The organism is Silvanigrella sp. (assembly GCF_044369315.1).
Taxonomy (GTDB): domain Bacteria; phylum Bdellovibrionota_B; class Oligoflexia; order Silvanigrellales; family Silvanigrellaceae; genus Silvanigrella.
Genome location: NZ_JBIPMD010000056.1, coordinates 1 through 15,837 on the forward strand (window position 1 = coordinate 1; position 15,837 = coordinate 15,837).

The window sequence follows — 15,837 nt, forward strand, 5'->3', positions numbered from 1 at the left end:
TGAAGTTTACTACAATCGTGTTAGAAAGCATTCGTCGAATGGATATCTGTCTCCAGTTATATTTGAAATAACTAGACCAATGAAAAAGGTCGGTTAATTGTGTCTATAAAATTGGGGGAAGATCACTGCAGTAGTTGAAGCTGTCATTGATAATTGATAAAACTTATAATTATTTATTAGTTCACTGTAAAATTTAAAAGCAAAAGATGATTTTAAATTAGGAAATAATGAGTTTTCTAATGTAAAATCATGTTTAATTAGATAATCTTGAGATCTTCCTGCATAACACATTACCAAAGCAAGCCTAAATTTTTTAATTTGAATTTCCTTAAATAATTCGAAGAAAATATTTGCTAAACTTTTATAATTAAATTGTTTTATAATTTTTCCATCCAATTCTTGCTGAAAGGCAAAATCTGATTGACCATAATTTCCATGAATTCCTAAATATATTTTAAATTCTGAATTTAAATTATTTCTAATAATCTGTTTTATTTTAAGCTTATTTTCTATAAATATATTTTCATTTGAGAAATTAAAATGATAAAATTGATCTTTTGATTGAAAAAACCATTTTTTCTCATTAATTTTATTAGTCTTTTTTTTTCAATAGTGTTTTTTAAATAATTTGAAACACCAATATCTTCGCCTGTGTAGTTCAAAACTATATAAATCATATTTTTCCTTAATATACTAAATAAATCATATATTTTATTATAATTTCATCCTGAAATTCGTTACTTGAAATAATTAAGAATTAAATATAAAAAAATAATTATTTATTTTGTCTTTATTATTTACATTAATTGAGTATTAAATTGGTTCGAAATTTTCTATTATTCTAATATTCTATATAAAATGTCAATTAAATTGACATTTTATTCTTGTTTTACAGGTAGATAAATAAGAAATTTATATGATATTTTATAAAAAATTTATTTTAAATGTATTAATGAAGAAATACTCATTAATACATAGTCATGCCGCCATCAACTGCAAGAGTTTGACCTGTAATATAGCTAGAGGAAGCACTAGCTAAAAATACAGCAGCTTTGGCAATTTCTACTGGATCGCCCACCTTGTCAGAAGGAATTTTTTCAACAATTTTTTTCAGAACTTCTTCATTAAGAGCCCCAGTCATATCTGTTGTAAAATAGCCTGGTGCAATCGCATTTATTTGGATATTTCTGCTTGCAAGTTCTAAAGCGAGGGCTTTGGTTAATCCAATCACTCCCGATTTACTTGCTGCGTATGCAGATTGCCCCGCATTCCCGGTTAAACCGACAACAGAAGAGATATTAATAATTTTACCAGCACGTTTTCTCATCATTCCCATGGCAACAGCACGGGAGCAGTTAAATGCGCCCTTTAAATTGGTGTCTAAAGTGGAATCCCATTCTTCTTCTTTAAATTTTACAAATAAGTTGTCTCTGGAAACACCAGCATTATTTACGAGAATATCTATGCCGCCGTGTTCTTTTTCAAGTGCTTTAATTGTATCTTGAACGAGATTAAAGTCGGATACATCGAACTTTACACAAGTGGCTATGCCTCCATTTTTAGATATTTCAGCTACCGTGTGTTCTGCTGCTTGTGAATTTCCAGCATAATTTATGATAACTTTAGCTCCTAGTGCTCCAAAAGCAACAGCTATGGCTTTTCCAATTCCTCTAGAACCACCAGTAACGAGAGCTACTTTGCCATTTAATAGATTTTTTGCATAAATATTGCTTACAGTTTGAGCAACGTCTGCAAAGCTTGTCTGTTTTTTATCTGTATTTTCCATATATTCCTCTATTGAATAAGCAAATAAGTGAGCGAAATAGACGCCTTGACGCTAGCATGAAAAAAAAATTGCGTAAATACTCTTTGAAGCCTTGTCATTTTCAAACTAATGCTATAAGTAATCTTTCGTGCTCATGTGGCGGAATAGGTAGACGCACAGGACTTAAAATCCTGTATTCGCAAGGGTGTACCAGTTCGATTCTGGTCATGAGCACCATTCCTTTCTTTTATTTCAATTATTTCCTTTATATAACTTCATAAAAATTATACTTTTATTTCTTTGAAAGAAAGAATAAGATACTTTACGTTAATATAGTATTTTTGAATTCACTTTATTTTTGTCGATTAATTAAAATGAGAATTTGAATGAAAAAAAAGAAAATTATAATCATTTTATTAGCAATCTTATTTGTTCTTGGCTCGATAGCATCCGTTATTGGCTATGTTTATAAACGAGATAAAAGTAAATATGAACCCAAACTTTGGATTGGATTATTTGATTATCGATTGAATTTTAGAGATGTTGGGGAAAGTTTAAATAAATGTCTTCATAAAGATGTTTTTAACACGGGGCTTATGTATCGTTCTAACAAATATTTTTCTGGTTGGAGTTGCGATAAAATTCAAAATCCAAAGAAAATATACTCATTAAATTTCAGTCCGTGGGATCCTCACTCTTATTACTGTGAAAAAATTGATGGAACAAGAATGTATGGATTTCATCCGAATACGGAATTTGAAATTAGTGATATTGAAAATTTAGACAATTGGAAAAGACCTGAATTTAAATCTTCAATGTGCACTTTTTTTAAAGCAACAATACAAGATTTAATTCAAAAAAATAGTTTTCTTTTTCATTGTGACGTAGGTCGAGATCGTACGGGAGCATTTGCAGCAATGATGTCTATGATTATGTTAGAGCAAAAAAAGCTTTCAAATGTTGACATGATCAATGCAATTGAATGTGACTACGAAAAAACAAGTGCACTTGAAAAACATAAAATAGGAAGAATGAAAGAATTTATGTTGGAAATGCAATCTAAGGGCGGTGTTTCAAAATTTATAGAAGCAGAATGTAATATTAAACCTGAGATCTTATCAAAAGCTGCAGATCAGTTTATTAAATAATTTTAATTTTTATCTTAAATATATAATGAGAAATTAATGTAAAATCTCATTATATTAATATGAAAATATCAGTCTTCTTTACAAATATGATTGTGTAGAGCATCCATCAACTAAAATAGTTTGTCCATTTACAAATGAAGCGTCTTTAGACATTAAAAATGTAATTACTTTTGCAATTTCTTCCGGAGTTCCCATTCTGTTTAGAGAAGATCTTCTTTCCCATGTTTTTTTTGTTTACTCAATAGATATATTATTTTCTTTTGAAGATAATTTTACTAAATTTTCCATATGTTCAGTTGAAGTTGCTCCAGGACCAACATTATTTATCCGTATTCCTTTGTTACCTATTTTATGTGCTAAGTTTTTTAGAAAAATGACAAAACCTGTTCTATAAATTGCAGACAAGTGAAGTTGTCCAACAGGCTCTTTTACAGATGTACTTGTAATTGCAACTAGACTTGAATTATGTTCTTCACAAAAAGGAAGAATATCTAATACAAATTGAGCAGGTCCTGCTAAAATATTTTTGTTCCCTTCTATAAAATCATTATAATTATGATTCGATAGTTTTTTTCCAGGATACCCGCTTCCATTGATTAATACTCCATTAAGCTTCCTACCATTTAATGTTTTCTCTATTTTTTCTTTAGAGTTTCCCATAGAAATGTCAATTGAAATTGTTTCAACAGATTTTGCTCCTAATTGTTTTAATTCATTTATTTTGGCATCTATTTTATCTGCACTACGAGAGGAAATAATGAGATGTGCATTTTTTTGAGCTAATTCTTTAGCAACAGAATAACCTATTCCAGAAGAAGCACCTGTTAACCAAAATAAATTATTTTCCGAATTCGACATAAAATTCTCCTAAATAATCAAAAAGATTAAAATTAAGACACGATTTATTGAAACAAAACCCTTAAATTAAAAGGTCAATTTTAACAAATTTCTATTGAAGGGTAATACCAAATTTTCTTAAGTTCTCTAGTCAACATACAGTCTCCTAAATCGAAGAGCCACCATTCTACTTGAAAGTTTATAAAATCAACAAATTTCATAAAATTAAAAAGAATTCTTTTATTTTTTTTATTTCAAACCATTTTTCATTTGATATACCAATATTTTCTTTAAATTCTTGCTCAAAATAATGAGTATGGGAAGCAGAAGTAACAGAATCAAAATTAGCAAAGGTATATTCATTAGAAAACAGCTCTAGAGCCTCATTGAGTCTTAATACAAGTTCGTTTTCTCATGATAGAATATAATTTTAATAATTTAGCAGTTAGTTCAACGTTTTTATATAGGTATATTTCGTTACTTTAGTAGTTCTTTTATTTGATACTACTGTTAAGAAACATACTTTAATTTTATTTATTGTCAAATAATCCAAATTGAATAAAATTTAATTATTTTTAAAAAAAATGAAAATTTCTATTCTGTTTTAATCATTAAATTTTTTATATAAGCATTTTTAATTTGGGTAATGGTCATTGGATAAAATATCGTTTATTTACATAGACAGCAGTATGCGGATCTGCATTTGAGATGATAAGACGAGACAGGGTAAAAATAACTTTTTACTTGAATCTGTGGGTTATTTTAAATGTATGACATTATTAGAAATAAAATTTTATAGAGTAAATTTCTATTTCATACTTCAATTTTCCCTCTTGACATAACTTAGACAAAGTCTAAATTATGTCTGACTTAGATTTTTGGATCAAGCTTTAAAACATTGGAGATATATATGGAAAAAGTTGTTATAATTGGTTCTGGTCCTTCTGGTCTTACATCTGCAATTTATACGGCGCGTGCTGCTCTCTCTCCTGTAGTTATAAGTGGGATGCAACCAGGTGGTCAATTGACGACGACAAGTGTGATAGAAAATTGGCCTGGATTTGTAGATGGTATAGACGGGAATAAATTAATGAATGATATGCGTGAGCAAGCTGAAAAAGTAGGTGCGCGCATGTTAACAGGTTCTGTTACTAAAGTAGAGGTAACAAATAAAGGAACATTTTTAATAAAACGCGATTATGAAGAAGATATTGAGGCAAAAGTTGTTATTGTTGCAACAGGAGCTTCTGCAATTACTTTACCTCTTCCCAATAAAGATAAATTAATGGGTTACGGACTTTCTACATGCGCTGTTTGTGATGGATTTTTTTATCGCAACAAAAAAGTTGCCGTTGTAGGTGGTGGTGATAGTGCCATGGAAGAAGCAACTTATTTATCTAAATTGGCAAGTGAAGTTATTTTAATTCATAGAAGTGACAAGTTTCGCGCAAGTAAAGCAATGCAAGAAAGAGTAATTGCAAATCCAAAAATAAAAATTATTTATAGTACAGATGTTGTTGATACTCTTGCAAATGACAAAGGTTTAACGGGAGTTATAACTAAAGATAAATCCGGAAAAACAAAAGAAATTATGGTAGATGGATTATTTATGGCAATAGGTCATCATCCAAATACCGATTTTGTAAAAGGTTTAGTAAACATGGATGAAAAAGGTTACATTTTAACTCAAAATGGAACACATACAAATATACCTGGATTATTTGCTGCGGGTGATGTGGAAGATAAATTATATCGTCAAGCAATTACAGCGGCTGGTAGGGGTTGCCAAGCAGCACTTCAGGCCGAAAAATTTATTGAAGGTATGGAACATTAATATCATCTTAATAAGAGAGAATAAATTTGACGAGATTCATTTTAAATTAATTTTTCGAGTTGCGACTTTCTCTCTTTTAGTTCTTTTATTTTTTGTGCATTTTGCCGCGCAGATTTTTGTCTAAGATCTCCTTCTAGTTTTTCATCAATTTCGAAAATTGATTTTAAAATATCATCTTCAGAATTAAATTCTAAATTATTTATGTTTTTGTTATTAAGTAAAAATGGTACGTTATTTAATTCATCCGCAACTAATTCGTTGGCATAATATTTATTTCAATTAATTTTCCTTCGTGTATGAGCACAAATCGATTAGCCATATTTGAAATAAAACGCCTGTCATGTGAAAAGAAAAAAAACGGTTACTTTTGAGTTTATCAGTTCATTTTCCAAGGCCTCACAACCTGCAATATCAATGTGATTTGTGGGTTCGTATAATATTATGATATTTGGCTTTAAAGTTGAAATAAGAAGAATTTGTAATCTTGCTTTTTGTCCTCCGTTTAATTCTGAGCTGGTTTTATGTTGTTCTTCTATTGGAAAACCTGCTGCAACTAATTTATGTTTGACGTTCAAATCAGATCCTGATGAAATATCTCTCAATACCTTAAAAATAGCTTCATTTATTGGAACTCTACCCAGCATTTGATCATAATAACCAAGAGTGCATTAAGGGTTAAAACGAATTCCTGTTTCTAAACAATTTGATGTCTGTTGATTTGCCCATAAATTAGCAAGTGTCTTTAAAAATACACTTTTACCACACCCATTTTTCCCTAAAATAACAATTCTATCACCACGGGATATAAATAGTTTTTCAATTGAAAAAAGAATTTTATCTTCATTCGAATTCTTTGTTTTTATATTTACCTTCTCAAAAGTAACAGCCAACTTTGCACGACTTTCTGCGGTTTCTATTGTTAGTTTTCTTTTATCAACGGTAGCTACCTCCGTTAGGTTACCACGCAATTTTTCAACTCTTTTGCTCATGCTTTCGGCGCGTCTTGCAAAGTTCTCGTTGTTTTAAATTTTTCCCCAAGTAGCAAGCTGCTTTGCGCTAGCCTCAATTCGGTTCATTTCTTTGATTTCACTTTGCCTGCGAGCCTTATCTGAGGCGTCCATTTCAATTAAAGCTTGTCTTGCTCTTATTTAGGAAAATGGAAAATCAAATATTTTTCCATCACGCAAAAAAAGAATACCTAAGCGGGTGTTGCGACGCTAGGTAACTTCACCATTGTCCGTCGTTTGTTGATTTGTGATCACCCGCATGAGAGTCGATTTACCGCAGCCGTTATTTCCTATTAAGGCTGTTCATTCTGTGTCATGCAGAGAGAATGAAATGTCTGAAAAAAGTGGACTTGAATTTAATTTAAGAGAAATATGATTGCTTGTCATTAATATCATGTTGTCAATTGTTTCTTTATGCAGTTATTTTTATTTAGGCTAATTTTTTTTAATGATCAGCATTATTCATAAATATATTTAAGAGGGGTTTATTTTGAAAGAAAGATTACCAATTATATACAAAGTAAGTAAAATAATAATTTAAATTAATTTAATGGTAATCTATTTTAATTGATTTACATTAATTTATTTATATTGAATATTTTTATATCTTAATTTGAAGTAAACTTTTTCTTGCTTGATAAAATGTAAATTCAGGCTCAATGGAAAAAATATAATAATTATCATTATTATAACACAATTTGAATGGGCATGTTTTTTCATTAAATTTAGTAATATTCATTTTTTTATTTGTTTTAATAATTACAAATATTCTTAAGTAAATATCTTTATACCCTCTTGCAATATAATTTTCTCCTATTTTATACAGATTTTTAATTTGCCTCATTTTAATAAATTTTTTTATTCCGACTTCTGTGAATAAAATATGAAAACTAGCCTTTGAATAAATGATGTTTGTTTTTATTTCTGTAATGCAGAATTTTTTTTCACCAATGTTATTTTGAGAGCAGTAAATTCTATCTATTTCTCCTTTTTGAATTTTTAAATTTTTTTCAACTGGCAACCAATTATGTTTGGCCATCCATTTATCTAATTGCTCTTCACCCCATTTCCCAAAATTTTTCTTGTAAGCCGTGTTCATTTTGTTCTCCCTTAATGAGAAGTTTAGAAAATTGTTTTACTAAAATTTTGTCATTTATAGGGTTGCTAAAAATATTTGGACACTTCTTAAAAAATTTGATTTGATTTTAAACGCATTACGTTATACCCAATTTGTTTATTGTTTTGCCTTTTTTCAGAGTTACCCTCTTTGGGGTCGAATTTTGAAGTAAACCTGCTCGAAAATGTTGGAGATATCTTGTATCTTACGAATGATACTAATAAAATCAGTGACCCTAGGCTGTTAACTAAACAACTTCATATACAAATCCTAGATGATCTTAGAAAAGCTCTAAGTGAACTAAAGGAAACCAAGGTTGAAAATCCTGGGGTTTTAAAAATGCGTATTCGTAATTGGCTTTTTCTATATGAAGAAGGTGAACCAGTTGTTGATATCATTTTAGATAAGGGCTACTCTTTGGCTGATGTAGAAGCTTGCAAAGTTCCCCGTCAGGCTGAAACAGCTCTTACTTTTGATGAATGTACTGAAATTCATAAGTATCTTCTTACTACCAACGCCCTCGATCCGTTTGCGGATGATGTTAATATTCGTGTAGGATCTCCAGGTTCAGAGCCTACGCTCCATGATTTGGAAGACTTTGAAGCTTCTGTTGGAGATATGCTTACTGTAGAAACCTGGCAAAAAGTTGCTGGAAGAAGTAAGTATACTATGGTTTTAAATGAAATTTGTGATAATAAAGGATTTAAAGTCATTGTGCTTGTGGAAGGTGCCCATCGGTTTGAAGTTCCTCTAGAGGACATCAAAGTTGCTTTTGCACTTCCTTTTCATCCTTCGTCAAAGTCCGTAAAAGTGGCAAAAGACGCTGCAAGGCACAAGGCGCGTAATGGAGCGTTTAAAAAATCCAAATAGTTGGATCTCATAGAGCTGAGATTTGTTGAATTCTTGACTTGTTTTCTGAGGTGCATTTAATGCAAATAGATTTGAAGCGTGTTATCGAAACTGTAGGTAAAGAGAAAAATATCGATCGTCAACTTCTTATTGGCGCATTAAGAGAAGCCGTTCTTACAGCGGCACGCAAACATTTTGGTGATTGCGTTTTCGAAACACGCTTTAATGAAGAAACTGAGGAAATAGAGCTCATTCGCTACAGAACTGTAGTGGCAGATGAAGATCTTGTTAATCCAAGCAAACAAATACCAACTTCAGAAGCTATTGTAATGGATGACTCCTTACAAGTTGGCGATGAAATTGGGGAGCCTCTTCCTACCGATCAGCTTGGCCGTATTGCTGCACAAGCCGCAAAACAGGCTATCGTTCAAAAAGTAATGGAAGCGGAAAAAGAAAAGGTTGTTCGTGAATTTCGCGATAAAAAACATCAAACCGTTGTAGGCCAAGTTCGTCGTTTTGATAAAGCGGACATCATTGTGGATCTTGGACCAACTGAAGGTGTTTTACCTGTACGTGAGCAAATTCCTGGTGAAAAATATAAAATTAGAGACAAAGTAATTGCTTTTGTGGTTGATGTAAAAAAATCAACTCGTGGGCCTCAAGTTATGTTAAGCCGAGCTCACCCTGAGCTTTTAATTCGTCTTTTTGAGCAAGAAGTAACTGAAATTTCAGAAGGAATTGTAGTTATTCAAAGTGCTGCTCGTGATCCTGGAAGCCGTTCAAAAATAGCTGTGTACAGTACAGAGCCTTCTATCGATCCCGTAGGCGCGTGTGTTGGTATCAAAGGAGCTCGTGTTCAAGCAATTGTTCAAGAGCTTCGCGGTGAAAAAATAGATATTATTCCTTATGATCGTGACCCAGCTCGTTTTGTGTGCAACGCGCTTGCTCCATCTGAGCCTTCAAAAGTAATTGTGAACGAAAGACTCCATATCATGGAAGTTGTTGTCCCAGATGAACATCTTTCTCTTGCCATTGGTAAAAGAGGACAAAATGTGCGTCTTGCGGCTCAGTTAACGGGTTGGAAAGTTGACATTCGCTCCGAATCAAAAATGCGCGAACTTGTTCAAGAGTATAAAAATGTAATCGCTCAAATTCCTGCTTTAGGAGAAATGCGCGCAGAAATTTTAGTGAACGAAGGTTATAAAGATCCTGCAGATATTTCTCGTATGGATCACCGAAGTTTAGTAAAACTTCTTCGTTTAACTCCAGAAGAAGCAGAACAAGTTGTTCAAGGTGCAGCTGAACTCGCTGCGACTCAAGCAGCACAAAATGCGGAGTCAAGCACAGATGAAGATCTTGAAGAATTTCATTTAGGCGAACCTATTATCGATGAAGAAACTACGGAATCTGAGGAAGCAGAAGCTGCTATTGATGACATTGTTGCTAAAACACGTCCTCAACCTCTTCTTGATCCTGAAAAAGTAGATTCTAAAAATGTTCCTGTAGAACGTCTTCGCTATTGGATGCAATTAAAAGGTGTTGCTGAACAAATTGCAGCGGTTATTCATACTGCTGGATTTGCTGATTTCAACTCTGTTGCAAGTTCAAATGCAGACGAAATTGCTTATAAAACAGGGTTACCTGTTAAACTTTCTGGAAAGTTACATGCTGAAACTGCCAAGATTATTGGAAACTGAAACTGAAAATCAATTATTGTTCCATACAATGCAAAAGTCTTTCCAGACTTTTTCTCCTGAAGGTACTATAAAAGTTCCGTGTATTGAATTAAACGATAATTTGATTCAAGCGCTTGCCTTTGCACGCCGCTGCGGTAGTCTCCGTGGTGGTCTGGAAAGTATTGAAACTTTATTGCAAACAGAAGAAGCTGGATTAGTTTCTATGCGTTCTCGGCAAAAATCGAAAGACCCAAACCGAATTTCTAGGGTTCTTATTTTTTCTAATGATGGAAGTGATCGTTTTTATCGCCATTGTGAAACTTTGCTTGCTAAATATAAAAGTAGAGTTTTTGGAATTAAAATCAACGCTGATTCCGTTTTGCTTGGAAAATCCTTTTTTGGCAAAGAAAAAGCTGTCAAAGCAATGCTTGTCAGCCGCAAGGATGCAGTTATTAAAGTTTTGTCCGCCGTTATGTCTAATTCATAGTCATAATCGCACGTCTTATTTTTTATACTATGCCGTACTTGCTGGCATGATTATTATTGGGAGCTGCATTTGATGAGTCGCATTAGAGTACTTGATTTGGCTAAAGAGTTGGGAATTGAGACCAAGGCAGCCATTATTAAGCTCCAAGAACTCGGGATCCAAGTAAAAAACCACTTCAATGCAATCTCTGAAACAGAGGCTGCAAAGTTGCGTGCATTTCATCGATCAGGTAAAAATCCTGAAAAAGAAGCTGCACAAAAGGCTGCAGCTAGTAAACTCATTATTCGTAGAAAAGTAGAAGTTTCTTCGGATTCCCATGAAGATGTTGCTCCAAAAAGTAATGATGACATGCAATTAAATGAGCAAACTACAAAAAAAACAACTATTATAAAAAAAGCTTCAGGCTCTTCTGCAAAAGCGCATGACGATGAAAGTTCATCTGTAAATTCGCTGAAAGCAAAAAAAGAAGATCTAAAGCATCGCATAGAAGAAGAAAGCTCTGAAGAGAGCGCTTCCGATTCTACACACCATCAAAAAGTTTTAAAAACTCCTGCAGGTGCAGGAATTCAATCAACAACCCAAGATTCCAGAGAGACAACAGCTGCTTCTGCTCAAGCTCAAGAGGCAAGCGCCGGTAGAACTAATGGCGCATTTAGCGATACGCCAAAGGGCTCCGAAGTAGGTGCATCAGCTATGCGCTCTCAAGAGAGTGACGAGATCAACAACGTGCAAACCACCAATTCCCCAAGTTCTTCAAATTCTGCCCAAGTTGTACGCCCTGCTTCCACTGTTGGAGCTAACGCACAAAATAATAAATCAACAAGCCCAGCTCCAAAAATGGAAGGCGGTGCCGTGATTGTTAGAAAGGCAGAACCAGCTCCTGTTCCACAACCTGCTTCGAAGCCACAAAGCTACACGACAGCAAGTTTTAATGCACAAAACTCTTATCGTAGAGACGATAACAATGCTCCTCGCAGTGGGGCGGGAGGAAGTGGTCGCGATTCCGGAAGATCCCCGCAAGGGCAAGGATTCGGCGGCGGAGCTCGTGATTCCCGTTACCAAGGAAGCTCATCTGGAGGTGCTCAAGGTGGCCGTCCTGGCATGGGTTCATCAGGTGGTGGTCAAGGCCGTCCACAAGGTGGAGGGTTTGGCGGAGCTCGTGATAATGCTGCTGGTCAAGGTTCTTTCCGTACAGGAGCTGGAGCTGGTGGAGCTGGTGCTCCACGTCCTGCAGGACAAGGTTTTGGTGGTGATAGAGGCGGATTTTCTCCGCGTCCAGGAGGCGCAGCTGCTCCAGGTAGCCGTCCTTTTGTAATGGGCGCAGATGCTACTCCAACAACACCAACAAAAGATGTTCCTTCACGTCTTAAAGATCGTGATAAAGATAAAGATAGAGAAAAACGTAGAATTAGCGAAGAAGAAGATGCTCGTCGTATTCGTGCTAAAAATGCACGTCGTCTCGAAGAAACAGAAGAAGATTTAGACATATATACAGAAGTTGAAGGTGGTGAAGATCAGGCGGTTGTTGTTCGTACAATGATTCCGAATCGTAAAAAAACCTCTCAATCTTTCAAGAGAAAAGAAATTAAAAAGACGGAAGCTGCTAATCCGACAAAAGCTTCCAAAAAAATCGTCAGAGTTGACGAGTCTATTACAGTGAACGATCTTGCTGGTGAACTTAGCCAAAAAGCAAGCGCTGTTATTAAAGTCTTAATGAAGCTTGGAATGTCAGCAACAATAAATCAACAACTTGATCTTGATACAGCTACTTTTGTTGCTCAAGAATTTGGTTTTGAAACTCAAAGCTCAAGTATTTCCATTGGCGACATTTTATCTCGTAAAACAGTTAAAAATGATGATACAAACACAGTATCAAGACCACCAATTATTACAATTATGGGACACGTTGACCATGGTAAAACATCTCTTCTCGATGCCATTCGTTCTGCGAACGTAGCAGCAAAAGAAGCGGGTGGAATTACACAACATATTGGTGCGTATCAAATTGATTATAAGGGACAAAAATTAACGTTCCTTGATACACCTGGTCACGAAGCCTTTACGGCAATGCGTGCTCGTGGAGCTCAAGTTACTGATATTGTTGTTTTAGTGGTTGCTGCTGATGATGGTGTGATGCCGCAAACTTCTGAAGCGATTGCACACGCAAAAGCCGCTGGGGTTCCTATTATTGTGGCAATTAATAAAATTGACAAACCAGGAGCTAATTTAGACCGCATCAATCGTGAATTATCTGAGCAAGGGGTTATGCCTGAAGAATGGGGTGGAGAATCCATTTTCGTTCAAGTTTCAGCTAAGACACACCAAGGTCTAAATGATTTAATTGAATCTATTTTACTTCAAGCTGAAGTCCTCGATCTAAAAGCGTCAAAAGATACTCTTGCTGAAGGGATTGTAATTGAAGCTAAATTAGACAAAGCAAGAGGACCTGTTGCTACCGTTATTGTAACAAAAGGAAGTTTAAAACAACAAGACTTTATTGTTGTTGGTACTTCTATGGGTCGCGTTCGTGCGATGAACGATGCAAGTGGCAATAAAATTACAGTTGCAGAGCCTGCTACTCCAGTAGAAATTATTGGATTAAGTGATGTTCCTGCATCTGGAGATCAATTTAACTGTGTTGTAAGTGATGCTATTGCAAAAGAAGCTGTTGCTTATCGTATTGAAAAACAACGCCAAAAAGATCTTTCAAGCCAGCGTGCTTCCTCAATGGATGAATTGCTTGCTATGATGGCTGGTACTGACGACAAAGCGCAAGAAGTTTCTATTATTATTAAAGCGGATACTCATGGTTCTGCAGAGGCCATTCGTGCTTCCTTGCTAAAACTAGACACTCCTAAAGTAAAAACAAAAATTCTTCATGCTGCTGTTGGTGGTATTACAGAAACAGATGTCATTCTTGCAAAAGCATCTAATGCTTTAATTCTTGGCTTTAATGTACGCCCTGATCGTGTTGCTGCTCAAGTAGCTGAACAAGGTGGCATTAAAATTCAATGCTACAGTATTATTTATGAACTTATTGAAGCTGTTCAAGCTGCTATGGTGGGAACTCTTGCTCCTATTAAACAAGACAAGGTTATTGGTCATGCAGAAGTGCGTAATACCTTCTCTGTTCCAAAAGTTGGAGTTATTGCTGGTAGCATGATCTCAGACGGTAAAGTAGTTCGTAACTCTCACGTTCGTATTGTTCGTGATGGAGTGGTTATTTATACAGGACGCATTGGTTCACTAAAACGCTTTAAAGATGATGCGAAAGAAGTTGCGCAAGGCTTTGAATGCGGTATTGGTGTTGAAAATTATAACGATATTAAGGTTGGTGATATTCTTGAAGCCTTTATTGTCGAAGAAATTGCGGCAACATTAAATTAAGGTAAGAGGATTTCATGGCTACTAAACGTATGTTACAACTTGCGGAGCAAATTCGTGAGCACATTGCTTTAATGCTTGTTCGTGGAGAAATATCCGATCCGAGAGTGCGTGGCATTACTTTAAATTCAGTAAAAATGTCTCCCGATCTTCAGATTGCAAAAGTCTACTTTTCTGTTCTTGGTGAAAAACAAAAACGCCAAGAAGCAGAAAAAGGATTAAAACAAGCATCTGGATATATCAGACGTGAGCTTGGAAAAGCTTTACTTGTTCGTTATACACCTGCAGTGATTTTTCATTATGATGATAGCATTGAGTATTCCGTTAAAATGGGAGCTCTCATTTCTAAAGTAAGTGATGAATTACGAGAAGACGAAAAAAGTCGAAATAATTCTAATGAAAATGAATTTCCATCAGATGAAAAAAACTCTAATCATAAATAAGTAATCAAATGAATGTAACTAAAAATATTGAGAATAAGGGCACAAATAAAAAAAATTTGTGCGGCCTTGTTTTAATTGATAAAGCAGCTGAAATTAATAGCCACAAAATTGTTTCTGCAATGAGAAAAATATTAAATATTGATAAAGTCGGTCATTTAGGAACACTTGATCCCTTTGCTACTGGATTACTCCCTGTATTAATTGGTGGTGCCACTCGATTATCCGATGAAATAATGGATGGAAAAAAACAATATTTATTTACCATTTCATTAGGTACTGAGACAGATACATTAGATTATTCTGGCAGGGTTATAAACGAAGCAGCAGTTCCCGAAAATTTTAATGAAAAAATACAAGAAAAACTTTATCAATTTACGGGTAATATCGAACAAGTTCCTCCTGTCTATAGTGCATTAAAAATGAATGGAAGACCTTTATATGAATATATGAGGGCTACTGGCAAACTCCCCGATTCCATAGAAACAAAAAAAAGAATCATTCAAATTGAAAAAATGAATATTGTTTCTTACGATTTAAAAACAAAATCAATTACACTTAGAGTGCTTTGTGGAAAGGGAACTTATGTTCGCTCCCTTGCTAGAGATATTTCTAAATCAATTGGAACTGTGGGGCATTGTACTCAATTGCGTAGAGAATATGTTGAGCCCTGGTCAGTAGAAAATGCAATCGTATTTTCATTAGATAGTATAATTTCTTCAGATCAAATTATTGAAAAAATCATTTCACCAGAAGAAATGTTGCCAAATATTCCTAAAGTTGTTTTAAATGAAGAGTATTATAAACAATTATCTTCTGGAAATGTAATATTTGTTTCGGCAGATGTATTAGAAGGCAAATTAGATTTAAATTCAATACGTAATGGAAGTTCAAATAATAAAATATTTGTTTCTATTCAAAATTTTGAATTTATGTTTTATTCAGATATTGAATATATTCAAGTAAATAATTTATTTAAAATTATGCCTAAGAAAAAAGTTAATTAGACTTTAGTTCTTTTTTAAGGGTATTTTGTGAGGCTACTATAAGCCATTTTCCATTTTCTTTCACAAAAATTTGTGTAAAAATACCATATTTAATTTGCGAGTCTACTTTTTCGGCATCTTGTTTATTTTGTGGCTCAATAATTTTCCAATTAATATGTCCAAGTGTCCTCCCAATAAGTGATTTTTACAAAGCATAAATCCAGAATTAAATATCCTTTTGAGGAGGAGATTTAAATGGAGATGGAAAATAGACTTTTAAAATTGTCAGAGCAAGTTGCTTTTGAAA

At 34.1% G+C, this 15,837-nt stretch carries 14 protein-coding genes, 1 tRNA gene and 1 pseudogene; 9 read left to right on the plus strand and 7 right to left on the minus strand.

Annotation, left to right across the window (positions count from 1 at the left end):
• Window positions 1-93: 93 nt before the first annotated feature.
• Together ACIQ56_RS06685 and fabG are read right to left on the minus strand one after the other, a co-directional pair.
• Entirely contained in the window at window positions 94-396 is a 303-nt protein-coding gene (locus tag ACIQ56_RS06685) for a hypothetical protein (RefSeq protein WP_397600293.1), read from the minus strand.
• A gap of 571 nt (window positions 397-967) precedes the next feature.
• Entirely contained in the window at window positions 968-1,786 is an 819-nt protein-coding gene (fabG, locus tag ACIQ56_RS06690) for a 3-oxoacyl-[acyl-carrier-protein] reductase (protein ID WP_397600294.1), read from the minus strand.
• Window positions 1,787-1,915: 129 nt separating this feature from the next.
• On the opposite strand from fabG, the gene ACIQ56_RS06695 reads away from it, so the two are divergent.
• Window positions 1,916-2,002: transfer RNA gene (locus ACIQ56_RS06695), tRNA-Leu, on the plus strand.
• 149 nt (window positions 2,003-2,151) lie between these two features.
• Window positions 2,152-2,913 carry a tyrosine-protein phosphatase gene (locus tag ACIQ56_RS06700; protein WP_397600295.1) on the plus strand — a complete coding sequence of 254 codons (762 nt, stop codon included), beginning with the start codon at window positions 2,152-2,154 and terminating at the stop codon, window positions 2,911-2,913.
• 78 nt (window positions 2,914-2,991) lie between these two features.
• On the opposite strand, the pseudogene ACIQ56_RS06705 reads toward ACIQ56_RS06700, so the two are convergent.
• A pseudogene (locus ACIQ56_RS06705) lies at window positions 2,992-3,771 on the minus strand (SDR family oxidoreductase).
• Between the two features lie 889 nt (window positions 3,772-4,660).
• On the opposite strand from ACIQ56_RS06705, the gene trxB reads away from it, so the two are divergent.
• Window positions 4,661-5,584, plus strand: coding sequence for a thioredoxin-disulfide reductase (trxB, locus tag ACIQ56_RS06710; protein ID WP_397600296.1), 924 nt, complete (start codon window positions 4,661-4,663; stop codon window positions 5,582-5,584).
• A gap of 338 nt (window positions 5,585-5,922) precedes the next feature.
• Here the strand turns inward: trxB and ACIQ56_RS06715 are convergent, their stop codons facing one another.
• The 4 genes from ACIQ56_RS06715 to ACIQ56_RS06730 all read right to left on the minus strand — a co-directional run bounded on the left by ACIQ56_RS06715 (window position 5,923) and on the right by ACIQ56_RS06730 (window position 7,690).
• Window positions 5,923-6,228: a hypothetical protein gene (locus tag ACIQ56_RS06715; RefSeq protein ID WP_397600297.1), complete on the minus strand. Its 306-nt coding sequence runs from the start codon at window positions 6,226-6,228 to the stop codon at window positions 5,923-5,925.
• A 24-nt stretch (window positions 6,229-6,252) separates the two neighbouring features.
• A complete protein-coding gene (locus ACIQ56_RS06720; protein ID WP_397600298.1) occupies window positions 6,253-6,573 on the minus strand; it encodes an ATP-binding cassette domain-containing protein in 321 nt (106 codons plus the stop codon).
• A gap of 228 nt (window positions 6,574-6,801) precedes the next feature.
• Window positions 6,802-6,885 (minus strand): ATP-binding cassette domain-containing protein, encoded by an 84-nt coding sequence (locus ACIQ56_RS06725; RefSeq protein WP_397600305.1) that lies wholly within the window; start codon window positions 6,883-6,885, stop codon window positions 6,802-6,804.
• A gap of 307 nt (window positions 6,886-7,192) precedes the next feature.
• Window positions 7,193-7,690, minus strand: a complete 498-nt coding sequence (locus ACIQ56_RS06730; protein WP_397600299.1) for a hypothetical protein — start codon at window positions 7,688-7,690, stop codon at window positions 7,193-7,195.
• Window positions 7,691-7,906: 216 nt separating this feature from the next.
• Here ACIQ56_RS06730 and ACIQ56_RS06735 point away from each other — a divergent pair, with 216 nt between their 5' ends.
• The 6 genes from ACIQ56_RS06735 to truB all read left to right on the plus strand — a co-directional run bounded on the left by ACIQ56_RS06735 (window position 7,907) and on the right by truB (window position 15,551).
• Window positions 7,907-8,578 (plus strand): hypothetical protein, encoded by a 672-nt coding sequence (locus tag ACIQ56_RS06735; protein ID WP_397600300.1) that lies wholly within the window; start codon window positions 7,907-7,909, stop codon window positions 8,576-8,578.
• Window positions 8,579-8,637: 59 nt separating this feature from the next.
• Complete coding sequence (gene nusA, locus ACIQ56_RS06740) at window positions 8,638-10,254, plus strand: transcription termination factor NusA (protein ID WP_397600301.1); 1,617 nt, start codon at window positions 8,638-8,640, stop codon at window positions 10,252-10,254.
• Window positions 10,223-10,720 (plus strand): hypothetical protein, encoded by a 498-nt coding sequence (locus tag ACIQ56_RS06745; RefSeq protein WP_153421504.1) that lies wholly within the window; start codon window positions 10,223-10,225, stop codon window positions 10,718-10,720. Before nusA ends, ACIQ56_RS06745 begins: the two co-directional genes overlap by 32 nt.
• Before the next feature lie 72 nt (window positions 10,721-10,792).
• Window positions 10,793-14,107 (plus strand): translation initiation factor IF-2, encoded by a 3,315-nt coding sequence (infB, locus tag ACIQ56_RS06750; protein ID WP_397600302.1) that lies wholly within the window; start codon window positions 10,793-10,795, stop codon window positions 14,105-14,107.
• 14 nt (window positions 14,108-14,121) lie between these two features.
• On the plus strand, window positions 14,122-14,547 hold the full coding sequence (rbfA, locus tag ACIQ56_RS06755) for a 30S ribosome-binding factor RbfA (protein WP_397600303.1): 426 nt from the start codon (window positions 14,122-14,124) through the stop codon (window positions 14,545-14,547).
• Window positions 14,548-14,555: 8 nt separating this feature from the next.
• On the plus strand, window positions 14,556-15,551 hold the full coding sequence (truB, locus tag ACIQ56_RS06760; RefSeq protein WP_397600304.1) for a tRNA pseudouridine(55) synthase TruB: 996 nt from the start codon (window positions 14,556-14,558) through the stop codon (window positions 15,549-15,551).
• Window positions 15,552-15,837 lie beyond the last annotated feature (286 nt).